The sequence below is a fragment of the Nostoc sp. genome (assembly GCF_036917535.1).
In the GTDB taxonomy this organism is placed as follows: domain Bacteria; phylum Cyanobacteriota; class Cyanobacteriia; order Cyanobacteriales; family Nostocaceae; genus Nostoc.
In genome coordinates this window covers 116164-138502 of record NZ_JBALDA010000034.1, presented here as the reverse complement: position 1 = coordinate 138502, position 22339 = coordinate 116164, and the positions used below count along the sequence as shown (strand labels likewise).

Here is a 22339-nt window from a genome sequence, read left to right as displayed (position 1 = left end):
TGACAACACAGCGCGGTTGTGGAACCTGCAAGGGCAACTGCTGCAAGAATTCAAAGGGCATCAAGGCAGTGTCAGTAGTGTGAGTTTCAGCCCGGACGGCAAAACCATCGCCACGGCATCATCTGACAACACAGCGCGGTTGTGGCCTGTGGAGAGTTTAAACCAATTGTTGGTGCGGGGTTGCAATTGGCTGCATAATTATTTGCAAAATAACCCGAATTTGAACGATCGCACCAAGCATCTCTGCGATGATATCTAGTAAAAGCCAAGCGATGTCTGCCGACAAGCTGCTTTGCGTCTTTTAACTTTGTAGAATTATCTTTAGCACAGCTATACACACTTTAGATGTGTACAATAAAATCGCCATGCAAAACAGAGCGAATAATTATGCATCGCCGGATTAACATCACTTTGCCAGATGAGACAATTGAACTAATCGATCAAGTCATTGAAAAAGGCGATTCTCCAGAGGAGAGGCTACGCCAACGCAGTCGATTCATCAACGAAGCTGTGCAATATTATATTGCTCAGAAAAGCCTAGCCAATCTTAGAGAACAGTTAAAAGAGGGAGCCATTCAACGCGCAGAACGTGATTTGGGTTTAGTAGAAGAGTGGTTTGACTTGGAAGAAGAATTGTGGCACCGAAACGAAAAGTAAATTACCCTAAACGTGGTGAAGTATACTTAGTCAATTTCGATCCAACTATTGGTGCAGAGATAAAAAAATACGCCCAGCTTTAATCTTACAAAATGATGTTTCTAACGAACATAGTCCAATCACAGTTGTAGCTGCCATTACCTCAAAATTTGCAGAACGTTTGTATCCCACTGAAGTGCTGATTAGAGTACCAGAGGGCGATCTAGAGGTTGATTCGGTTGTACTTCTCAATCAGATTCGCTCAATTGACAAGCAAAGGCTGATTAAACGTTTGGGAATTCTGCACCCAGAAACAATCGCACAGGTAGATCAAGCAATTCAAATCAGCCTTGGTCTAGTGAAGCTTTGAAGCGATGTCTAGTGACAAGCCGCTTCTCTACGAAATACTGCGCGAATGCGTCTACTATTCTGGGTGCAAATGCTTAAATACTAAAAGGGTAAGCGATTCTCCAGAGGAGAGGCTACGCCAACGCAGTCAATTCATCAACGAAGTTGTGCAATATTATATTACTCAAAAAGCTTTAGTCAATCTCAGAGAACATTTAAAAGAAGGAGCGATCCAACAGGCAAAACTTACAGCATATTGCATTGGGGGAATCAACAAGTGCCCAAAATTACAGCCAATCACTTTTTAAAATATTCTCTAAGTAAGAGATAATAAACAGGACACCTGTCTTATGCTAATTATCTTATGGGGATAAAATACAGAGATGTCTGTAACAAAGCGGCTGGAAATTTTAGATTTCATTCGAGAACTTCCTCAGCAGCTCAATCTTTCTCAAAAACAGTTTGCTGCTAAAGTAGAAGTTTACTTCAAAACAGTTAATCGTTGAGAGAATGGGCATACAATCCCTTCACGCATAGTGCTAAAACTAATAGAATAAATGTTACGGAAGATGGGTGAAGCCGATAAAAGACTGCTAGATCAGTATTTTCCAGAAGCAGAGTAGGGTTATGAGTCGTAAAGCGAAGGTATCTCAATCCCAAAACATCTTTGCTAGCGGTAGAAAAAAGGGCGCAATCATTCGGGAGCAACTGCTGCACTATAGTATTGCTTTGCTATCCGTTGCCTTAGCAGTGGGAATAACGCTGCTGCTCCGTCCATATTTCACCGCAGCACCTGCGGCAATATTTTTGGCTGCGGTGATGGTGAGTGCCTGGTACGGGGGTTTCGCACCAGGACTACTTGCAACTGTTTTGTCTACTTTGGTAATCAACTACTTGTTTCTTCATCCGCTCTCTCCGGTAAAGATTATTACAAATCTGGACATTTTTGTGCGGCTAATCGTGTTCATGCTGACAGCAGGGTTAATCATCTGGCTCAACGAATCACGCCGCACAGCCCAAAGAAAAGCTGAGGCGAACCTGAAATCACTACGCGAAAGTGAGGCACGGTTTGGTCGCTTAACCGAGTCTAATATTATTGGGGTGATTGTGGTCAATCTCAATGGCTTAATCATTGAAGCCAATGATGCCTTTCTACAAATGCTCAATTATACCCGCGAGGATTTGCGTTCTAGTCGAATCCGCTGGGGCGAGATCGTTCCATTTGAATACATTGAGGTGAGCGAGCGAGCGATTCAAGAACTGATAATTACTGGGAGTTGTAAGCCCTTTGAGCAGGAATACATCCGCAAAGACGGCTCTCTAGTTCCGGTTCTACTTGGTTTTGCTAAACAGGGAGATCGGACAATCATTGGTTTTGTTCTTGACTTGAGTGAACGCAAACAAGCCGAAGCAGAAGCCCAGCATCGCTCCCGCCAAGCAGAAGTTGCCCAAAGCATTTTACAAATGCTCCTAGAACACATCCCAGAGGGAATTACTATTACTGGCGGTTTCCCTGATTTCTCAATCATCGCTAACAGCAAACTCGCGCAAGAGCTTTTGGGCAGACCAAGTGAATCTCTTGTTGGCATATCTTCTGAGTCTTATCTTCAGCTATACAATCTGTTTCTCGCTGATGGTGTAACGCCCCTCACCTTAGAGCAACTACCTTTATACCGTGCTACGCGCTATGGTGAAACGATCCGCAATCAAGAATGCATCATTGAACGTCCAGATGGTACTACAATTACAGCGATCGCCAATGTTGTACCAATTCGAGATTCCCAAGGTGAGATTATTGGTGCAATAGATTGCTGGCGCGATATCACCAACCGTAAGCTCATAGAAGAAGCACTGCGGCAACGAGAAACAGAACTTCGTTTAATTACAGATACGTTGCCAGTTCTGATTTCCTTTATAGATTCAGAACAACGCTATCGCTTCAACAACCGAGCATATCAAGAGTGGTTTGGGCATCCGACGGCAGAAGTTTATGGGAAGCATCTTTGGGAAGTTTTGGGTGAATCCGCTTATGAAGTGCTTCGTCCTTACGTGGAACAAGTATTAGCAGGAGAGCAGGTAACATTTGAAAGTGAAGTTCCTTATAAAGATGGTGGTACACGTTACGTTAATGCTATTTACGTTCCTCAGTTTAATAGACAGGGAACCGTTGAAGGATATGCGGCGTTGATCGCTGACATTAGCGAACAGCAAGCTGCGCTACGCGCTCGCAAATTGGTAGAAGAAGCGTTATGTGACAGTGAGGAGCGATACCGAATTTTAACAGAGGTGTCGCCGCAGGCTATTTGGATGGGCGATCGCGATGGTGGTATTACTTATTGCAATCAATACTGGTTAGACTTCACCGGACTGACAATGGAGCAGACCGCAGGCTATGGCTGGATTTCTGTGATTCACCCCGATGACCGCGATCGTGTTTTTAAAACTTCGATGCAGGCTGTTGCTAACGCGACAAACTACGAAGTAGAAATTCGCTTCCGGCAAGTTTCTGATGGTAGCTATCGTTGGCATCTTGTCCGGGGTTTACCATTTCGAGATCAAAGCGGACAGATTATCAAGTGGGTGGGCATTGCCAGCGACATTCACGATCGCAAAGTTGCCCAAGCCTCCCTGCAACAACTCAATGAAATCCTAGAGCAGCGAATTCAAGAGCGCACTGCCCAACTCGAAGCCGCTAATAAAGAACTTGAATCCTTCTCTTACTCAGTTTCTCACGATTTGCGGGCACCACTGCGCCACATCGCCGGATTTGTCGAATTGCTTCAGAAGCGCCATAGCTCAACAAGCTTAGATCAAACAAGTCAGCGCTATTTGAAAATAATTGCCGACACTGCCAAACAGGCAGGAATACTGATCGATGAATTGCTGACGTTTTCTCGCATGGGGCGCACGGAAATGCGCTACATCAACCTCAATATGGAGGAATTGGTACAAGAAGTAAAACGCGATTTGCTCGCAGAAACCGCAGGACGGATAGTCCATTGGCACATCGAGCCACTGCCAGAAGCGCAGGGCGATCCCTCCATGCTGCGGTTGGTGCTTCGTAACCTGATGGGCAATGCCGTAAAATATACCCAGACTCAAAACCCAGCAGAAATTACTGTTGGAAGTATTGATAATGAAAACGAAGTTATCTTTTTTGTACAAGATAACGGCATAGGCTTTAATATGCAATATGTACACAAGCTATTCGGAGTATTTCAACGTCTGCATAGCGACCGACAATTTGAAGGCACTGGTGTTGGATTGGCAAACGTGCAACGCATTATTCATCGGCATAATGGTCGAGTTTGGGCAGAGGCTGTAGTTGACAGTGGCGCTACCTTTTATTTCTCGCTGCCTAAATTGTCCAAGAAGGAGAGTGAATGAAAGAACTTAAACGAATTCTGCTAATTGAAGACAGTGCCAATGATGCAGAGTTAATCCTAGCCGCCTTGTCAGAAAACCATCTCGCCAACGAAGTAGTAGTGGTACGTGATGGAGAAGAAGCACTAGATTATCTTTATCGCCGGGGGTTGTTCCGGTTGCGAATGGAAGGGTATCCTGTTGTTGTGCTGCTCGATTTAAAATTGCCTAAAATCGATGGGTTAGAAGTGCTGGCACAACTCAAATCTGACCCAGTAATGCGAGTAATTCCAGTGGTGGTACTGACTTCTTCCCGCGAGGAACCGGATTTAGTTCGCTGCTACGAGTTAGGGGTCAATGCTTATGTTGTCAAGCCAGTAGATTACCATGATTTTGTCGATTCTATTAAGGGTGTTGGCTTGTTTTGGGCAGTGATCAATCAGCCTCCCGTTGGTGCTTTACCTCCGGCACCTCATCCTCAAAAGGAGAGCAAATGATGAATGTCCTCCGTTTCCTTCTTTTGGAAGACAGCCTGTTAGATGCAGAGCTAGCCCAAGCAGTACTAACTGAAGGGGGAATTGATTGCCAACTGATCCGAGTCGAAACCGATGCTGACTTCGTAGCTGCTCTGGAAGCAGAGACTTTCGATTTAATTCTTGCCGATTATGCCCTGCCATCTTTTGATGGAATTTCTGCCTTGGAAATTGCCCGAAATCACTGTCCAGAGGTTCCTTTTATCTTTGTTTCTGCTGTGTTAGGTGAAGAATTAGCGATTGAAGCTTTGAAGAACGGTGCAACTGATTATGTATTAAAGCAACGACTAGGGCGGTTAGTTCCCTCAGTGCAACGGGCATTGCGGGAAGCTAAAGAGCGGCGTGAGCGCAAGCAAGCAGAGGAGTCTTTACAGAAGAGTGAAGCCAAGTATCGCCGAATTGTTGATACCTCTTATGAGGGAATCTGGATGATTGACTCTCAAACCCGAACAGAGTTTGTGAATCAGCGGATATCTCAGATGTTGGGTTATCCGGCAGCAGAAATCCTCGGTCGTTCTATATTTGATTTTATGGATCGGGCTGATGATATGGCAGATGAAGCAAAACTGGAGTGGTTCAGGGGAGAAGAGAGCGATCTCAAAGAAGGGCGATTGCGCTGCCAAGATGGATCGTACATCTGGACACTGATTTCTGCCAGAGCGATTTTGAATGAACAAGGTGAGTGCTTGGGTGCGATCGCCATGCTAACTGATATTACTGATCGCAAACGCACCGAATCAGAACGTGATCGCCTTTTGCAACTCGAACAAACAGCTAGGGCGGAAGCTGAGGCTGCTAACCGAATCAAAGATGAGTTTTTGGCAGTACTTTCCCATGAATTGCGATCGCCCTTGAATCCGATTCTCGGTTGGGCAAAACTATTGCAGAGCCGGAGATTTGATGAAGCATCCCTCAACAAAGCATTGGAAACTATTGAGCGCAATGCCAAACTACAAGCTCAACTAATTGAAGACTTACTAGATGTTTCTCGCATCCTCCAAGGCAAACTCAGCCTCAAGATGATTCCAGTCGATCTGGTATCCACAATTGAAGCCGCAATGGAAACAGTGCATTTGGCAGCAGAGGCTAAAACCATTGAGATTGAGACAATGTTCGATCCAAATGTAGGGAAAGTTTTGGGCGATTCAGCCCGCTTACAGCAAGTTTTCTGGAACCTTCTATCGAATGCCGTCAAATTTACTGAGGCTAAGGGAAAAGTAAATGTGCGATTGCAGCGCATCGACGCTCAAGCGCAGATTACCGTCAGCGATACAGGTAAAGGCATTGATCTTGATTTTCTACCTCATGTATTTGACTATTTCCGTCAGGGTGATAGTACAACAACTAGAAAGTTTGGTGGATTAGGTTTAGGTTTAGCAATCGCTCGTCACTTGATTGAAATGCACGGAGGAACGATTGGGGCGGAAAGTCCTGGTGAGGACAAAGGAGCGATTTTCACAGTTAGGTTGCCGCTGATCAAGGACGGGGCGACAATCAAGGATGACACAAAAACTGATTCCTCAACTGCCGCTTTTGCTTCTTCTCCCCTGATGGGTTTACAAGTGCTGGTTGTGGATGACAATGATGATACCCGCAACTTTTTCAGCTTTGTACTGGAACAGTTTGGTGCGATCGTCACCGCAGTCGCATCAGGAGATGAAGCATTACAAGCGCTAACCCAGTCAAAGCCAGATATCTTACTCAGCGATATTGGAATGCCAGAGATGAACGGCTATATGCTGATGCAACAGGTGCGGACTCTAGAAGCAAAAATTGGGGGAAAACAGATTCCGGCGATCGCTCTGACTGCTTATGCAGGCGAAATCAATCAGCAGTACGCATTAAGAGCAGGGTTTCAACAGCACATCGTTAAACCTGTAGCACCAGAGGAATTGCTCACGGCGATTTCTAATTTAGTCCAATCTACTTAGGGTTTATTATCAACCTGAGTAATTAGATGAACTATGCTTAATATTACAGGTTTTAAACTATTCTTCACAAATAATATCATGTCCGCATAATTAGTTATAGCAGGAGGCAGGAGGCAGAAGGTAAAACTATTGCTAACTCTAGCATTCACCCCATCCTTATGTCCTAACCTATGTGACTACGGCTAGATGATTCCCCTAGTCATACCAATTCTCTAAAATAAGGCAAAAGATGTAAGCAGGGATTGCCTTGCTGCATCTATATTTCTCAATTGCGAATTGGTATTAGCTCTTAATCTTCTCGCTAAAATTAGGTTTTTATTGAGAATTTATGACTAACTAATTAGGATTATAAAAAACGTGAGTGAATACTCTCGTAAATGTTGAGAAATATCTGGGGAATGGATAATTCTAGATCGCAAAGACGTAATTCATCGTGTCTCTTGCCTAAACCGAACAGTATTGCGCCCCTGCGAATCTATAAAGAATTTAGGATAATTTATTTTTTGCAAGTCATTAACGCATATTTAATTGCACCAAAATCGATAATCTTGTTGACCGTGAATGATTCAGGATTGTTATATAGATAATTTTTATATAGTAGATTTAATATTTTGCTAATTTTATCCGTGTTTGTACTCTATCATAACTTGACAGATACTCTTAGAATCAACCTAAATTTATTTCCGTAAGGAGTCAGATATGAAGACTTATGACATGTCTTTCATAAAAACCAATGGACTCACGACTTTATTGGTATTTGTCTCAGTTATATTTATTTTATCATTCACTCTAATTATATTATTTTTTGAAAATATTCAAGGATTTTCAAATCAAGAAAAAATTGAATACATCACTCAAGCATTAACAACAATTGCCATAATTATTGGTGGATTGGCATTAATTATTAATGGTTACTATACTTCCAGACTCTCTTTGGATGAGAATCACAGCTTGTTAACGCAACTCCTAGCTGGAACACTAACTTGGGATAACAATATCGTAAATTGTATTAATCAGACACAACCAACTCCACAAGAAATTGTTTCCGAACGCTTTTCTAAAGCGATTGAACAACTGGGAAATGAAAAGATTGAAACGCGATTTGCCGCAATTTATGCTTTAGAACGAATTGCCAAAGATTCTCCGAAAGATCATTGGACAATCATGGAAATCCTCGCTGCTTTTATCCGCGAGAATGCCCCGGTGAATATGGAATACGAAAATGAGTTACTGCAATCATCAAAACTTCCTACAGATATTCAAACAGCCTTAACTGTCATTGGAAGACGAGATTCATCTAAAGATCCAGTTAATCAAAAACTCGATTTACGCAATACAGACCTCAGCAATGCAGACTTAACGGAAGCTAATCTTTCTAGAGCAATTTTTGTCGGGGCTAACTTGCAATGGGTCAATTTTACCAGAGTAAACCTCTCTGAAGCAGACTTATCAGTGACCTATCTTTGTGGCTCAATCTTCTATGAAGCCAACTTGCAAAAAGCAATCCTCCCAGAAGCCAATCTCCAAGGCGCAGTTCTGAGAAAAGCGAACCTTTCCCAAGCAATTCTTTACGATGCCAACTTGGAAGGGACAGTTCTTTGTGATGCCAATTTAGAAGGAGCAGTTCTTTGTGATGCCAACTTGGAAGGAGCAATCCTTTGTGATGCCAACTTGGAAGAAGTTAACTTCGAGGGTAGCAATCTCCAAGATGCAAATCTGATTGGTAGTAACTTGCAAAGCGCAAAACTGGCTGGCGCTAATCTAGAAAGTGCATTACTGAGTACAGCTAACCTCCAAGCAGCTAATCTTCAAGAAGCTAACCTCTGTGGAGCAAACTTGAGTGGCTCAGAAAATGTAGAATCACAGCAGATTGCACAAGCAATTGGCGATCACACAACTATCCTACCGGAAAATCTGAAGATACCCCAACATTGGCGCTAATAAAAATAAAAGTCTCAGCATCAAAAACTTGATTACATGATAGGGACGCATAGTTATACGTCCCTATCGTGTTTAATTTAGTATCCAGAACTAAAAAATTGCCAAAAACCTGATAAATATTCTCTATCTGCCTAAATTTGACGCAATTTAAATAACGAACAATTATGAAACGCCGAGAGGTTTTTAACACAGTTGCGATCACCACCACAACTGCGTGGTTTCACTAATGCCAATCTCCCAACTCATCTGCTAGAGATTCTAAAGGTTTATTATTATATAAGCAATGCTTGCTAGAGTCTGGAGTGCATCAATTGTGGGCATCGATGCCGTCAAAGTAGGCGTGGAAGTCGATGTGTCAGGGGGATTACCGGGAATAGTTGTCTTGGGACTGCCAGATTCAGCGATTCAAGAATCAAGAGAAAGAGTCAAAGCAACTTTGAAAAATACTGGCTTTGCCTTTCCGATGCGAAAAATAGTAATTAATTTAACTCCGGCAGATTTACGCAAAGAAGGCCCCTGTTTCGATTTGCCTATTAGTGTGGGAATTTTGGCAGCTTCTGAACAAGTTAGCGCTGATTTGTTAGGAGATTATCTATTTTTGGGCGAAGTTTCTTTAGATGGCAGTTTGCGTCCCGTGGCTGGTGTGTTACCGATCGCAGCAGCAGCCCAAAAGATGGGAATTGCAGGTTTAGTTCTCCCTGCTGATAATGCCCAAGAAGCAGCAGTAGTTGAAGATTTGGCTGTTTACGGCTGCAAACATCTGTCTGAGGTGGTGGATTTTTTAAATAATCCAGGGCGTTACAAACCTGTGCAGATAGATAGTACAACACAGACAACAGTATCCTACCCTGGTGCAGATTTGCATGATGTCAAAGGACAAGCTCACGCGCGTCGTGCTTTAGAAATTGCTGCGGCTGGTGGGCATAATCTCTGCTTATCTATAGCCAAAAATTTAAAACTCTTATCTGACAGAAATTTTACTTTGTTTACATATCAATAAAGTGAATTTTTAGAAGACGACAAAATAATATTTTCCTACATTTTAAGATATATAAATTTATACAGGTTGAGTGATTGGTGTAATAAAATACCTAACATACTTTATTTATAGCTAGAGTTGTTCTTCGTGCATTTTGATTCTATTGATTTTGAAAAATAAGGTGATCTCCATTGTTTATATCCAATACAATAAAATACCTTTTACAAAATGGGTTTAAAAATTCATTTCTACTACCTGTATTTTATATTGGGCTTCTAGGCGGAAGTGGTTATTTATTTTACACTGGAGAGCCTGAGGCTGCTGCTGCATTAACTGGGACTGCTGTAGCAGCTATTACTGTAAATAAAGATGATAAAGATAAAAAAGAGGAAAATGAACGTATAAAATCCATGCAAATACATGAATTTCAAGAACAACTATCCGATTCTAAAATAACTATTGCTACGCTTGAAGAGAGATTACTAAATAATCAAAAAATAAACAAAATTCAAGAAGAACTTTTTGAGGAGAAAAACAAAAGAGCGCTTTTTGAACAAGAAGTGAGATTTTTGCGACAGGGATCTCAGCAATTTCGTCTACCTGAAGGTAAAAACCAACCATTTGATCCTAAAATCGAAGAAAAGGTAGCTGAAGTAAAAAAGCCTCCTGATGATTCAAATATAAAATAGCACAATTAAATTAAGAAAAGCTAAATACTTTTAGGTGTAACATGAAAAATTATTATAACGAGAATAAAAATGAAAATCCAGGCAATGCCACCGTTACAGGTGTTGTACTTCTGATTTCTACTATTGTATTAATTTTTATGATAAATTACTTTCCTAAAGGAGCTTCACGAACTGTTAGCTCTTTTGTCGCTGGAATGTTTGGTTTTACAGCTATTCAAGCATTGAGACGTGGTTTTGATGAATAAAAACCCAGGTTTACCAAGTTTAGTGGCTATAGGCTCAAATCAAGTTTAAAACATATTTAAGAATTTAACCAATATTTAATTTTTAGTATCACTAAGCACAACCATGATTACAGGAATCAAATAATTCCAAAAATTCTTTAACTACTTCCCCTGGATTTTTTAAACATTCTGAAGCAGTAAAGCGGCTAGTTTGGATTCCTTCTTTAGCAAATGTTCTGTCGCGCTTATAGTCAATAGATGCATCTGGGTGAAAGGTTTTCCCGTCTACTTCTAAAATGCGGAGTACGCCTTTACGAACAATTAAAAAATCTGTCTCAGAAGTTTCTAGCTGTCCTAAGCGATTGCATAAACGACACCTAGCGTTAGCAAAAAATAAAACTCCTTGTTGCTGTAAAGCTTCGGCTATTGCAACTTCAGCAGGAGAACGCAAAACAATTCCGTTCCAGATTTTTGGATAAACTTCGGCTTTTACTACTAATTCGGCATCAGCTTTATTATTTGCTTCAAATAATTGCCTCGCCCATTGCTCATCAACTGTTATTTCCCACAAATATTCAGTTCCACTGCCGTTTGGTTGACCGAGACCGCGTATGGTTACGTGCTGAAAAGTGTAAGTTTTACCTCCAGCTTCTTTATGTAGTTTATTTTTATCCCATCCTTCGTCAGGAAGCAAAAATTTTAGCACTCTCAGCATTTTGGTTGTTTGGAAACGTGCTGATTGTTGAGTGTTGTTAGATATGCTAATATTTTTATTTTTAGTGACTATAGCTGTTTGAGGCATTTGGGCTTACCAATATATACAAGGGCATTAAAAAGCTTCTTTTACCTTTGTATAATCTCGTCAAACAACAATGTTACAGAGAAGGTACTTAATAATTGATGAAGATTTCAATAGGCGAACACTTCGCATTATTTTTTGTTTAAAAGTTTTATATAGATGTCTAATGTCTTATGATGAAGATTTTGTGGACGGCAGGGGAATTGAACGTGTGGCTCGTTGACGCGCCAAGCGCCGCCCATGAGTTTACCAAGCGGCGAGGTATTACTCTCACCGCTTTGGTTTATAGTTTTTTGGATTTTAGTCTAGATAGTTCTAAATCTGTTAATTCATGCTGTCGTTTTCATCTTCTCGTTTTGGCGTTTGTAGTGGAAAAGACCTCTCTAACATTCTCTCAAAATCTTCCCAAGTGTCGCAAGCTCTCATTAGTGCAATGACTGCTGCTAGATGACGAGAAAGATGTTCGTGACCTATATCTTGCGTAAGATACTGGTGATGCTTTCTCAAGCGCTGACCAGTATGATATACTACAGGGTTTATCTTGCGTAGTTCATCTAAAACTCCCTGCGGCAATCTTGAATATACTATTTTGTTTGTTAGTGTTCCAACGTATTGAGGTCGTTTTACTGACGAAGGTTTTTCCCAACCTCTTAAACGAAACATCTCCTCATAAAATTCGTTTGGAAAGCACTTTGTCCATGCTAAGTATTCTTTCATGACATAAGCCTCAAGGATTTTCTGAAGCTCATCTTTCTCTCTGTACTTTTGATAACCTGTAGCTTCATCAACTAAAGCTATAATTCCTACATCTGCAAAACCACACAGAAGGATTTCACATTGCTTTGCAATGTGTAGTTGGCTAGGTAGTAATACGCCGGCGCTTCTTGCCAACAAGAATACTTTGCATACTGCTGGAAGTAATTCAGCTTTATATCCTAAAGACTCACCTCGATATCCACCACCCTTCAAGGACTTAAATCTTATAGGTGCTGAAGCACACCTCAAATCCTCTGAGATAAAGGGTTCTAGGTTTTTTGCAGCCAAAAAAGGGGGTAGGTTGGTCGTCACCTGTAAATACCCTCCTCGGCTAGCACGTCCAATAATTTCTGTAAAATCTTTCTGCGTTAAGACTCTATTTCCATCTTCTAGAACAGCACATGAGATAAAAGATTCTCCAATTTTTAGCGTCCCCTCATGAGTCGCTTTCAGAATTTTTTCAGACATGTTATTTTACCTTTAGTTGACTTTTGTCTGGACGGTAGGGCATTGAAGCCCTCAGCGCTGAGTTTAGGAGGCTCGTCTGGCTACCTGCACCGCCCATGAATTGCACTTGCGGCGAGGTTACACCTTGTCGCTTTACGTTATCAACTTGTGATTGAGAGACGATTAAAAAATTAGTTACCCATTTAATTCCGCTATTTGTTTTCCTTAATGGGAGCGTCCATTATTTACTAATATTTCTTCAAGCTCATCATCACTAAGGTGTTTGGGTGCAACTCTAGTATGGTGTGAAACAAAGTAACCTCTGCCTACTTTTAGCCATTTTCCTTTGCCTGCACCATAACGTAATTGAGTAGACATAGAAGCTTTTGCGCGTTCAAACTCAGTGTTAGAGTTTGTGTCATAAGCGATTTTCGTAACCTCCTCGCTAGAAAGCTTATCAGGATAGTCATTTAAAATGCTGTCAATGATTTCAAGCATCTGCATTCCCTTGTATTTTGAACGCAGCATATCCATTGGATCTCGCGGCATTAAATCCTCTAGAACAGGCTGTTGAACAAAATTCTCTAATTGTTTTTCAGTTAAATAATTGTTGTCGTCGTTATCTTCGCCTTCGTGATTATTTTTGTCTTCGTTGTCTTCGTTATCTTCGCTGTAAATTCCGTCTTCGCTTTCATTCCCGTCACATTGTTGATTGAAATTTTTTTTTAGATACTCAAGAATATTTTCGCAATATGCTACATCCGTTTGCAACCCTTCGACAAGCTCCTTTGTTTCATCAAAATCATCTGGATATTGTGCAACTAAATTTTTTATAGCAGCGAGCTTCTGCTGCTTGGATGTTTGTTTTGAACTCAGCCAATCAAAGTGTTCTTGGTGTAATCGACTTGAAGGAACATCTTGGTTCATGCGGGTACTCTACTTTTTATCTAAGAAATTGACCCATCAACCGTTAGATGCTCTATAATGTCTATTAAGTAAAGACAAGAGCATCTAACCTCTTGTATTGAAGAGGCGGTTGCACCTGTGGTTAGCTTAGATCCAAAAAACTCCACCTGGCAGTGGGCATATTGAATCAAAGCTTTACACAGGTCTATGTGAATTGTCAGAAGTAGCAGTTGCGCCTTACCTTTGATCCGGGACGGAGCGGCTGCTTCTTCTTATTAAATATAATACAACAAACAAAGAGAAGCTCGGCCAAAAAAAACAGCATTTTGTTTTTTTCAAAAAATAGTATTTTAAAAAATAAAATGTTGCCGCGGAAATTGGCAAAAATTTGATTACATCTTTGCTTCTTTCTCGCTTTATTTTTTTGAACGCAAGTACTGAAGTGTCCATTTCGAGGAAAACTGTTCAAACTGGAACCACTGCCCAGTATTATCTTGAACCCAGATAGAGCCATCGTCTTCCTTGCGACTACCAATTACAATCCCAAATTCTCTAGCCAAGCCATACCATTCACTAAATAAGTCTGCTGGATGACTCTCAACACCTTGAGGTTGATTAGGCTGCCATGCATCATCAATTGCACTAGATAGCCATCCCCCAGGTCTTCTTACTATTCCATGTTGTAGCTGCTCTTTTAGTGCTTCTATCGCAGTTAAGACTATCTCTTCGGTTGAGTCTCGTATTTTAGAAGCAAGAGGGCTAGTTAGCTTAATACCCAAGGCAGTTAGTTCATCTCTAATGATGCTACTAATCTCTCCTTTTGACCCTTTTATAGGGATGGCTGTAAAGCTAGATTTCTCTAACGCCAAAGGCTTGGTTGACCGAGAAAGACATTCCTCCAATTCTTTCTTTAAAAGAGTGTTTTCTGCCTCCAGTCTCTCTAATCGATGCTCTATCTCAGAAGCTTGAAGGATACGCCCATAAATTGCTTCATGCTGGTCACGTAACCCTCTGTTCTCAGCTTCGAGCTTTTTAATTCTTTCTTTTTGGGTTTTGATAATTGCATCTTTAGAAGCATCTTGCACTTTTTGCTTGGGCGGTACTTGCTCTGGTTTTGAGTATGTCTGCCTGAGATGTTCTATTCGAGCCTTAATTTCAGGCTCTTTATAAAGCCAAGCTTTACTAAGTCCAGAAGCTTTGGCAACGGTATTAAAGTTTATAACTTTTTGCTCTCTAATGAGTTTCTGAATTCCTTTCTCAACTTTCTCGAATGCCTCCTGGCGTTTCCTTTGAGCATTACCACGTAGTCCATCAATATTGCGCTCAACCGTCATTTGCATCTACCTCCAATACGGAAATGATGTTTTCTAAATTGGTTTTGACCTTCTGGTTCATCTCAAGTTGTCGCACCCATCCATTAGCTTCTGCTTTCTGAATAATCTGATTGGTCTGCTCTAGCTGTTGTTTGTGTTCTGCTAAATACTCAGAAGTTGTTCGGAAGTGAGTGCAGGTTAGACACGCGTTTGAGTGCGGACATCCTTGGGAAATACTAGGCAGGGCACAAGACCCATTAGGTAACGCCTGTGCATGAATATTTTTCTTAAACCACTGCAAATCAGCTATGTCTGCCTCTATATTATTTGGCTCAACAACTTGCCCTGAAATATTGACAATTTTGCCTTGAAACTTGGCAATTTCTTCTTTCATTGTCTGGTCATGGATGTGAGCATAAACAGCGGTCATGTTAGGAGATTCATGTCCCAAATATCTCTGGACAATGTGCTGAGGAACACCATTATTTATCATCCGTGTTCCCACTGTATGACGAAACTGGTGGTTTTGAAAATGCCATAGATTACCAGAGTTGCTGCAAATATTTCTTCTTTTAGCTAAACGGTTAAGATGATTGGGTAACGTTTTCCGCAGCATTACATGAGGGGATGGAATAAAATCAGGTCTGACTGCTCCTACATTTGCACAGAATAAATAATTAAATTCTTTCTGAGTAAAATGCTTACGAATGTATCTCTGTTGTTCTTGAATGACCCTTACAACCTCTTTTGAGATAGGTATAGTAATTTCCTTTTTCATCTTGAATTGGTAATATTTTAAAAACCAATCTCCAGATTTATCCTGCAATAAACAATCAAAGCTAAGATTTACTAGCTCTGAAATTCGCATCCCACACTCTTGCAATACTAATATCATTCGCATTATTGGCTCTGCCAAATCATCCAAGTATTGATTAAGTTGCTGCATTACTTCTTCTGGAATGTAACGAGGGAGTCTTTTTTCTCTCTTAGGAAAATCTTCTGGACGAACTAAATACCTTCGGACATCAAGCCATTGATATTGATAAGCGGAATCAAAAAACAGTTTTGCATCACTAATACACTTATATCTGGTACTTGATGCTAATTTTTGACTTGCTAAATATATTGTGTATTCAGTGATGACATCGCGGTTTATATTTTCTGGGATAATATTTGGATAGTTTTCTAAAAAAAACTTTGATAATTTTCTGATTGAACTGAGTTTTTCTTGTACAGAAGCGAATGTGATAGAACTCAGGCAAACTTTTAAATAAGTTTTCGCTGTTTCTTTCAACCAGTCCTGTTTGATAGGAACGAAATTTAGTTTATAACTGGATTTTCCTACACCACCCTCAACTCCCAATGCTCGACAATCCCAAATATCTTTAGAATACTCATATTTAGGATTAACGCTTACTTCCTTAGACTCTTGAATTAAATTTAGTGCCTCTGGTGTAAAAGTTTTATTGCACTGCTTACATATATAAATTTGAGTACCTGATGAATTTTTCCCATTTTTCCTAAAACTGGTACTTTTACACTTTGGGCAGTTAATAAATTGATAGACTTTATTCTGATTCTGAACTATTGGCTGATTCTGCGTCATATCTATTGTTCAAATATTGGTTATATTCTCTTTTCATGTCTTCATTGTTGACATGAACATAGGTGTCAATTGTGGTTTGAATGCTTACGTGGTTTAGTCGTTTCTGGACATAAGCCATTTCCATGCCTTCACGAACTAGCGCTGTAGCGTGTGAGTGTCTAAGTATATGGGGATGAGCAGCAATCCCAGTTTTCCTTTTGAGGCGATTGAATAGATCCATGACATTGTTGTATGTCATCGCAGAGCCAATCTCTCCATCCCAAAGATTTACAAAAACATAGTCACTGAGGTCATCACCAAGTATTTCCATGAATTCATCTTGTAAATATTGGCTATAAAGTCCTATCAATTCTTTTGTGACATCGACATTGTAGGGAGAGTTGCCTTTAGCACGAGCGCCATTAGCATTGTCGTCTCTAGGGATAACTTTGATGAGATTATCCCAAGACTGAATGTCTTCATGTCTTAGACCTAGTGCTTGCCCAATTCGCATACCGCTTTCATGTAGCAAACAAATCAAAAATTTATCCCTAATTCGTTTGCAACCATCAATAAGTTGCTTGACCTGCTCAGATGAAAGTGTTTTTGGATAATGTTTTGGTTCTTTGAGCTTGAGTAAACGAGTTCTTGTCGATTTGCTTTTAGTTATGTGATGCAAGAAGCTTTTATACTTCCTACCTGGCATGACCTGTGACCGATAGAGAGGAATATGTGGTACTTTACCTGTTTTTTCGTGGAAATCGTAAAGCATACAGACTGAAGTCAGAATCACGTTTACAGTTGATTCTGTACGCTTGGCGACCACTTCTTGAATTGATGCAACTTTTTGAGGATTAGGACTTCTAAGCCATGCCATAAATTCGGCAAGCTCAATTACGCTAACTTGTGTCCAATCCAAATCGTAGGTTTGAAGATATTCCCAATAAAGACTGAGGTGGTGAGCGTAAGACCTGATTGTATTTGGTGATCGCTCAATGCTTTCTAAATAAGCTAGATACTGCCGAATTGGTTCTATGGGCAAATAATCATCCCCTAGTACAATCCAGGTAACTTTCTCACCCTTGGGGATACGTACCCTTTGAACTTTCATGTACTTTGTAGACTTTATTGACTATGTGGAATTGCTCAATGTTAAATAGTCTACAGAGTGCAGATGTACTTGTCAAGTTGTTGTTGTTTACTTTAAAGAATTGTTTTTAAGAGCTACAGATAACTGATTTTTGTTGGGCCGCCTGGTAGTGGGAAGACTATGCTAGCAAAGCGCTTACCGGGAATCTTACCGCCGTTGAGTTTTGCTGAATCTTTGGAAGTGACTCGCATTCATTCGGTAGCTGGTTTATTGAAAAATCGTGGTACATTGGTACGCGATCGCCCTTTTCGCAGTCCCCACCACTCGGCATCCGGGCCTTCTCTGGTAGGTGGTGGTAGTTTCCCTCGTCCTGGAGAAATCTCATTGTCTCACAGAGGTGTGCTGTTCCTTGATGAACTCACGGAGTTTAAACGAGATGTGTTGGAATTTCTGCGCCAACCTCTAGAAGATGGCTACGTCACAATTTCCCGCACCAAATTATCGGTAATGTTTCCGGCACAGTTTACTTTGGTGGCGAGTACTAATCCCTGTCCTTGTGGCTACTACGGCGATACCATCCAACAATGTACTTGTTCTCCCCGCCAACGCGAGCAATATTGGGCAAAACTTTCTGGGCCGTTGATGGATCGAATTGATTTACAAGTTGCAGTGAATCGCTTGAAACCAGAAGAAATTACCCAACAACCAACGGGAGAAACATCAACATCAGTACGCGAACGAGTGCAACAAGCAAGCGATCGCGCAATTATCCGTTTCCAAGGAGAAGCAAATCTGCGTTGCAATGCCCATTTGCAAAGTAGTCATCTCCAGAAATGGTGCAAGTTAGATGATGCTAGCCGCAATTTATTAGAAGCAGCAATTAGAAAATTAGGTTTATCGGCAAGAGCAAGCGATCGCATTTTGAAAGTAGCGCGTACCATAGCAGATTTAGCAGATGATGATGAGTTAAAAGCCAATCATGTGGCAGAAGCTATTCAGTATCGCACAATTGATAGAATGCAGTAAAAATTTTCGGCGTTGCTAAACTCTACCATTTACATCTACATCTAAAGAAAACTTGTTAGTTAAATTTACTAACTTCTGTCTGCAACCAATTTTCAAACAATTCATCGAGTAATCGCTGGCGCATTGCTGTATCTAACTGTGCTGTTATTAACTTTTCTAACCGAATAATTACTAGCCATTCACCCATACAAATTGGTTGGCAAAGTTGACCTGGTTGCCTAGTTTTGAGAATATAAGCTATTGCTTCTGGAAGTTGACCTAATTCAACAGGGCCACATAAGCCGCCTGTTTGTGCGTCTGTACCTTCAGCGTATGCTTGTGCAAGTTCAAAAAATGTTTGCTCACCTTCTTGAATGCGGAAATATAATTCTTGAGCCAATCCCAAATTTTTAGTTCGCAGTAAAGAATAAATAACTTTGTCAAGCTTAGTTTTACGTTGAAAAAAATACGAATCTATTTTATTACCCCAAGTAGCTTGCTTAAATTTCTCAACTTTTATTCTTCTACTAATTAATTCAGTGAAATCTGCTTGATTCATACCAGATTGTTCTTGTGTAGCTAATTGGCAAGCGTTAGCCACCTCCTCCGATGTGTATTCATATGGTAAAATTACTTCGTCAAGTATACTTTCTCTTAATAGTTTTGGCAGTATGTGATATTTTTTTAAAAGAGGAATAATTTCTTCAGCAGAGATTACTTTTTTACCTAACTGTATTGTATTATACATAGTTAATATTAATTTTTGAGTAATGATTTTAGACGCGATAAGTATCGCGTCTGTTGGTCAATTATCCTTCAGCTAATCCAGTAAAGTTCTGCGCTAAAGTACCTGTAAAGCTTGCTTGATACAAACTGATTCCCGGCTGAATATAGCCGTTGCCAAGCAAACTGACAGTTCCTGCGATTTGCTGGTTATCATTAGAAAACTGTATTTGAATTTGTCCTTGAATAATTTCTGCTGGTGCTGAAAGCGAGCTTGTTGTTTTGATGAAAGTATTGAGTTGGGCGCTAGGTGCAGAAACAGGATCAATTTGAATAGTTAAAGTATTAGTTTGTGGATCGTAAGTTTGAGAAGTAACATCAATTGCTGCTGATTGCGAGAAGTTGCCAAATCCTATAAGACGTAGGAGAAATTAACTGACCAATACGCTTGAGAATTTGCAAAACTGCGTACAGTTCTCTCGCAGATGCAAACGGAGCAAAAACTTTCGACAAATCGTACTGTGGTGTATTGGTTTGCGTCACTTTGACAAATAAAATATCGTCTCCATTCGTCACCATCCCAAACACAGGTTTACTGGGGTTGGGGTTAGCCATCATATAAACTAGAGCTTGCGGTACAGCTGACCAAACTGAGAGCGTGGTTTTTTTCGACTCCAACACCATCACCCACAACTGATCTTGTAACACTAAAACATCAATCCGTCCGCGCAGTATCTCCTCGCCATCATCCAGCACTAATTCCACGGATGATTCAGCCTTAATTCTGAAAGGAGGATCGTAAAATCCAGAGAGTGCAAGTATTGGTGACACCAACAACAATATGACTGTCCCTTCTAGTAAATCACCTCCAGCACGGTGATAAAGATACCTGCGCCGCACGACATCCACAGAGGCTTTTTCCGCTTCTGTAATTTCAGACAATCCTTCATACCATTCTGGGAAAAATAGCTCGTTTTCAACACGGACAAAACCAAATCGATTTTCTGCATCCTCAAGAGTGGTAATCGCTTCTGTAATTGCTGCGGTCTGTGTCATTGCTTCTAGGTAAAAATTGCTTTGCTATCCAATCAACATCAGCACATCTTTATTATCGCCAATTGGCGCGTAGGCGCAGCCCGCCTTTAAATATCACATTGTCATATCACTATAAAATTTTAAATTCTTTCCCAAGAACGCTTCACAAATATCCTTGGGAGGATGTCACAACTTAGGAAATCAGTATCCAATATATCAGGGACTAAGCCACATCCCCTACAAGGAGATTGATTGGATGAATTTGCAAGAAATTTGGAAGTTATTACAAGAGACGTTCAAAGAATGGAGTGACGATAAAGCCTCACGATTAGCGGCAGCGTTAGCTTATTACACGATTTTTTCCATTGCACCATTGCTAATTATTGTAATTGCGATCGCAGGTGCAGTATTTGGAGAGGAAGCGGCAAGAGGTCAAATTGTCGGACAAATTCAAGGTTTAGTCGGGGTAGATGGCGCAAAGTTTCTTGAAACAGCCATCCAAAATGCTAACCAACCAAAGACAGGAGCGATCGCTTCAATTATTAGTGTCCTGGTTCTGCTAGTAGGTGCTACAGGCTTATTTACTGAGTTGCAAGATGCCATGAACACAATTTGGGAAGTGAAACCCAAACCTGGACGTGGCATAAATAACATGATTCGCCTCCGCTTTTTGTCCTTTGCAATGGTGATCGGGATTGGCTTTTTACTTTTAGTTTCTCTAGTAATTAGTACGATATTAGCAACATTAGTAACATACTTTAGTAATTTGTTACCAGGTTTCGATTTCATCTGGCAGATTGCCAATATTATCATCTCTTTTGCAATCACAACAGTACTGTTCGGACTAATTTTTAAAGTTCTACCAGATGTTAAAATTGCATGGAGTGATGTTTTAATTGGAGCGGCTCTCACCTCAGTTTTGTTTTCTATTGGGAAATTTTTATTAGGACAATATCTAGGTAATGGCAGTTTTGGATCGACCTATGGTGCTGCTGGCTCACTGGTAGTGATTTTAGCTTGGGTTAACTATGCTGCACAGATTCTTTTCTTTGGTGCAGAATTTACTCAAGTTTATTCTCGAAGATATGGAAGCGGCATAGTTCCAACTAAAAATGCTGTACATATATCTGATAACATAAACTCTAATGGCAAGACTCAAAGAGAACAAGCATCGACTAATAAAAAGCCATCTTCTCGCTTTATTAATCGCTTCTTTCAGTATTTTAAGAAGCCCAAACGCTTAAAGCAAAAAAGAAAAAATCAGCGCTTTTAATCCTTGATTATTGGAGATTTATATTTATAAATCTGATATAGATTGAAGTATCTAATATCCAGTCCAGTAAATTAGTTCTTCTTGCCACAGTTGATGAGTAAAGTATTCAGCAATTCTGAATTCTGACTCCTTTTTATACTGGATTTTTCCAGAATTCTCTTGAAAAAGGAAGAAAATCAGTGTTAATGGAAAAATGGTTTTTTATCAATTGGCAAGCAATCTTTGTTCCTAACATCAGCGTTTTGGAGTTGATTATCCGCGGTTCACTAGTCTACTTAGCGCTGTTCTCAGTGTTACGCCTGCTTCCTAGCCGACAATTAGGAACACTAGGAATTACTGATTTACTCGTAGTTGTACTATTTGCGGAAGCTGCTCAAAATGCTATGGCAAGTAATTACACATCAATTACTGAAGGCGCTATCCTAGTAGGAACAGTGATTTTTTGGAGTTACTTGCTGAACTGGTTGGGTTACAAACTTCCCCAGTTCCAACGTTTCCTGAATCCGCCACCGCTGCTATTGGTAAAAAATGGTCGGATGATTGAGCGCCATCTGCAACGAGAGTTAATTACAGATGATGAATTGATGAGCAAGTTACGTCAGCAAGGTGTAGAATTTTTAGCTGATGTGAAGTTCGCGTATATGGAGGCTGACGGCAGGATTAGTATCATCATGTCGGATTCAAAAACTAGTGCCGTCCGTGAGCAGAAAGTAGCGTTAAAAAGCGATCTACATTAATTAAACTGTAAAATATGACGGTTGTA

At 40.5% G+C, this 22339-nt stretch carries 21 protein-coding genes and 2 pseudogenes; 15 read left to right on the top strand and 8 right to left on the bottom strand.

The features are described 5' to 3' along the window. The 12 genes and pseudogenes from V7K56_RS11250 to V7K56_RS11195 form a co-directional block, all read left to right on the top strand. Positions 1-259, top strand: a 259-nt coding sequence (locus V7K56_RS11250) for a WD40 repeat domain-containing protein (protein ID WP_334910379.1), incomplete at its 5' end; no start/stop codon positions are given. A gap of 128 nt (positions 260-387) precedes the next feature. Then, positions 388-657 carry a ribbon-helix-helix domain-containing protein gene (locus V7K56_RS11245; RefSeq protein ID WP_334910378.1) on the top strand — a complete coding sequence of 90 codons (270 nt, stop codon included), beginning with the start codon at positions 388-390 and terminating at the stop codon, positions 655-657. A 22-nt stretch (positions 658-679) separates the two neighbouring features. Continuing rightward, positions 680-1006, top strand: coding sequence for a type II toxin-antitoxin system PemK/MazF family toxin (locus V7K56_RS11240; RefSeq protein ID WP_334910399.1), 327 nt, complete (start codon positions 680-682; stop codon positions 1004-1006). Positions 1007-1010: 4 nt separating this feature from the next. Then, a complete protein-coding gene (locus tag V7K56_RS11235; RefSeq protein WP_334910376.1) occupies positions 1011-1292 on the top strand; it encodes a hypothetical protein in 282 nt (93 codons plus the stop codon). A gap of 75 nt (positions 1293-1367) precedes the next feature. After that, positions 1368-1490 carry a hypothetical protein gene (locus V7K56_RS11230; RefSeq protein WP_334910374.1) on the top strand — a complete coding sequence of 41 codons (123 nt, stop codon included), beginning with the start codon at positions 1368-1370 and terminating at the stop codon, positions 1488-1490. Between the two features lie 121 nt (positions 1491-1611). Continuing rightward, a complete protein-coding gene (locus V7K56_RS11225) occupies positions 1612-4371 on the top strand; it encodes a PAS domain S-box protein (protein WP_334910372.1) in 2760 nt (919 codons plus the stop codon). Next, complete coding sequence (locus V7K56_RS11220; RefSeq protein ID WP_334910370.1) at positions 4368-4844, top strand: response regulator; 477 nt, start codon at positions 4368-4370, stop codon at positions 4842-4844. The genes V7K56_RS11225 and V7K56_RS11220 overlap by 4 nt, the downstream gene beginning before the upstream one ends. After that, positions 4841-6811: a hybrid sensor histidine kinase/response regulator gene (locus V7K56_RS11215; protein WP_334910368.1), complete on the top strand. Its 1971-nt coding sequence runs from the start codon at positions 4841-4843 to the stop codon at positions 6809-6811. Before V7K56_RS11220 ends, V7K56_RS11215 begins: the two co-directional genes overlap by 4 nt. Positions 6812-7525: 714 nt before the next feature. Then, positions 7526-8752: a pentapeptide repeat-containing protein gene (locus V7K56_RS11210; protein WP_334910366.1), complete on the top strand. Its 1227-nt coding sequence runs from the start codon at positions 7526-7528 to the stop codon at positions 8750-8752. A gap of 283 nt (positions 8753-9035) precedes the next feature. After that, a pseudogene (locus V7K56_RS11205) lies at positions 9036-9683 on the top strand (magnesium chelatase domain-containing protein); the annotation flags it as partial. 239 nt (positions 9684-9922) lie between these two features. Beyond that, the gene (locus V7K56_RS11200) at positions 9923-10420 is read left to right on the top strand and encodes a hypothetical protein (protein ID WP_334910364.1); all 498 of its coding nucleotides are present in this window, start codon (positions 9923-9925) and stop codon (positions 10418-10420) included. A 41-nt stretch (positions 10421-10461) separates the two neighbouring features. Beyond that, positions 10462-10665: a hypothetical protein gene (locus tag V7K56_RS11195; RefSeq protein ID WP_334910363.1), complete on the top strand. Its 204-nt coding sequence runs from the start codon at positions 10462-10464 to the stop codon at positions 10663-10665. A gap of 91 nt (positions 10666-10756) precedes the next feature. Here V7K56_RS11195 and V7K56_RS11190 read toward each other — a convergent pair whose 3' ends face one another. From V7K56_RS11190 to V7K56_RS11160, 6 genes are all read right to left on the bottom strand, one after another. After that, positions 10757-11446, bottom strand: coding sequence for a DUF559 domain-containing protein (locus V7K56_RS11190; protein ID WP_334910362.1), 690 nt, complete (start codon positions 11444-11446; stop codon positions 10757-10759). A 321-nt stretch (positions 11447-11767) separates the two neighbouring features. Then, positions 11768-12667: a P63C domain-containing protein gene (locus tag V7K56_RS11185; protein ID WP_334910361.1), complete on the bottom strand. Its 900-nt coding sequence runs from the start codon at positions 12665-12667 to the stop codon at positions 11768-11770. Positions 12668-12871: 204 nt separating this feature from the next. Beyond that, positions 12872-13573, bottom strand: coding sequence for a hypothetical protein (locus tag V7K56_RS11180; protein ID WP_334910359.1), 702 nt, complete (start codon positions 13571-13573; stop codon positions 12872-12874). A 395-nt stretch (positions 13574-13968) separates the two neighbouring features. Further along, positions 13969-14886: a DUF6262 family protein gene (locus V7K56_RS11175; RefSeq protein WP_334910354.1), complete on the bottom strand. Its 918-nt coding sequence runs from the start codon at positions 14884-14886 to the stop codon at positions 13969-13971. Continuing rightward, the gene (locus V7K56_RS11170; protein WP_442939998.1) at positions 14876-16471 is read right to left on the bottom strand and encodes a tyrosine-type recombinase/integrase; all 1596 of its coding nucleotides are present in this window, start codon (positions 16469-16471) and stop codon (positions 14876-14878) included. Before V7K56_RS11170 ends, V7K56_RS11175 begins: the two co-directional genes overlap by 11 nt. Further along, positions 16434-17561, bottom strand: coding sequence for a tyrosine-type recombinase/integrase (locus tag V7K56_RS11160; protein ID WP_334910352.1), 1128 nt, complete (start codon positions 17559-17561; stop codon positions 16434-16436). The genes V7K56_RS11170 and V7K56_RS11160 overlap by 38 nt, the downstream gene beginning before the upstream one ends. A 123-nt stretch (positions 17562-17684) precedes the next feature. On the opposite strand from V7K56_RS11160, the pseudogene V7K56_RS11155 reads away from it, so the two are divergent. Beyond that, positions 17685-18566 (top strand): annotated as a pseudogene (locus V7K56_RS11155) (YifB family Mg chelatase-like AAA ATPase); the annotation flags it as partial. 55 nt (positions 18567-18621) lie between these two features. Here V7K56_RS11155 and V7K56_RS11150 read toward each other — a convergent pair. After that, positions 18622-19293, bottom strand: coding sequence for a peptidylprolyl isomerase (locus tag V7K56_RS11150; protein WP_334910350.1), 672 nt, complete (start codon positions 19291-19293; stop codon positions 18622-18624). Between the two features lie 353 nt (positions 19294-19646). Further along, positions 19647-20324 (bottom strand): type I restriction endonuclease, encoded by a 678-nt coding sequence (locus V7K56_RS11145; protein ID WP_334910347.1) that lies wholly within the window; start codon positions 20322-20324, stop codon positions 19647-19649. Between the two features lie 235 nt (positions 20325-20559). Between V7K56_RS11145 and V7K56_RS11140 the strand changes: the two genes are divergently transcribed. After that, the gene (locus tag V7K56_RS11140; protein ID WP_334910345.1) at positions 20560-21576 is read left to right on the top strand and encodes a YihY/virulence factor BrkB family protein; all 1017 of its coding nucleotides are present in this window, start codon (positions 20560-20562) and stop codon (positions 21574-21576) included. 185 nt (positions 21577-21761) lie between these two features. After that, positions 21762-22313 carry a DUF421 domain-containing protein gene (locus V7K56_RS11135; protein WP_334910343.1) on the top strand — a complete coding sequence of 184 codons (552 nt, stop codon included), beginning with the start codon at positions 21762-21764 and terminating at the stop codon, positions 22311-22313. Positions 22314-22339 lie beyond the last annotated feature (26 nt).

What these genes read in the sequence shown, in the direction of transcription:
- V7K56_RS11245 (WP_334910378.1), top strand. Translation starts at nt 388, where the DNA reads ATGCATCGCCGGATTAACATCACTTTGCCAGATGAGACAATTGAACTA.
- V7K56_RS11235 (WP_334910376.1), top strand. Translation starts at nt 1,011, where the DNA reads ATGTCTAGTGACAAGCCGCTTCTCTACGAAATACTGCGCGAATGCGTC.
- V7K56_RS11230 (WP_334910374.1), top strand. Translation starts at nt 1,368, where the DNA reads ATGTCTGTAACAAAGCGGCTGGAAATTTTAGATTTCATTCGAGAACTT.
- V7K56_RS11225 (WP_334910372.1), top strand. Translation starts at nt 1,612, where the DNA reads ATGAGTCGTAAAGCGAAGGTATCTCAATCCCAAAACATCTTTGCTAGC.
- V7K56_RS11220 (WP_334910370.1), top strand. Translation starts at nt 4,368, where the DNA reads ATGAAAGAACTTAAACGAATTCTGCTAATTGAAGACAGTGCCAATGAT.
- V7K56_RS11215 (WP_334910368.1), top strand. Translation starts at nt 4,841, where the DNA reads ATGATGAATGTCCTCCGTTTCCTTCTTTTGGAAGACAGCCTGTTAGAT.
- V7K56_RS11210 (WP_334910366.1), top strand. Translation starts at nt 7,526, where the DNA reads ATGTCTTTCATAAAAACCAATGGACTCACGACTTTATTGGTATTTGTC.
- V7K56_RS11195 (WP_334910363.1), top strand. Translation starts at nt 10,462, where the DNA reads ATGAAAAATTATTATAACGAGAATAAAAATGAAAATCCAGGCAATGCC.
- V7K56_RS11190 (WP_334910362.1), bottom strand. Translation starts at nt 11,446, where the DNA reads ATGCCTCAAACAGCTATAGTCACTAAAAATAAAAATATTAGCATATCT.
- V7K56_RS11185 (WP_334910361.1), bottom strand. Translation starts at nt 12,667, where the DNA reads ATGTCTGAAAAAATTCTGAAAGCGACTCATGAGGGGACGCTAAAAATT.
- V7K56_RS11180 (WP_334910359.1), bottom strand. Translation starts at nt 13,573, where the DNA reads ATGAACCAAGATGTTCCTTCAAGTCGATTACACCAAGAACACTTTGAT.
- V7K56_RS11175 (WP_334910354.1), bottom strand. Translation starts at nt 14,886, where the DNA reads ATGACGGTTGAGCGCAATATTGATGGACTACGTGGTAATGCTCAAAGG.
- V7K56_RS11170 (WP_442939998.1), bottom strand. Translation starts at nt 16,471, where the DNA reads ATGACGCAGAATCAGCCAATAGTTCAGAATCAGAATAAAGTCTATCAA.
- V7K56_RS11160 (WP_334910352.1), bottom strand. Translation starts at nt 17,561, where the DNA reads ATGAAAGTTCAAAGGGTACGTATCCCCAAGGGTGAGAAAGTTACCTGG.
- V7K56_RS11150 (WP_334910350.1), bottom strand. Translation starts at nt 19,293, where the DNA reads ATGTATAATACAATACAGTTAGGTAAAAAAGTAATCTCTGCTGAAGAA.
- V7K56_RS11145 (WP_334910347.1), bottom strand. Translation starts at nt 20,324, where the DNA reads ATGACACAGACCGCAGCAATTACAGAAGCGATTACCACTCTTGAGGAT.
- V7K56_RS11140 (WP_334910345.1), top strand. Translation starts at nt 20,560, where the DNA reads ATGAATTTGCAAGAAATTTGGAAGTTATTACAAGAGACGTTCAAAGAA.
- V7K56_RS11135 (WP_334910343.1), top strand. Translation starts at nt 21,762, where the DNA reads ATGGAAAAATGGTTTTTTATCAATTGGCAAGCAATCTTTGTTCCTAAC.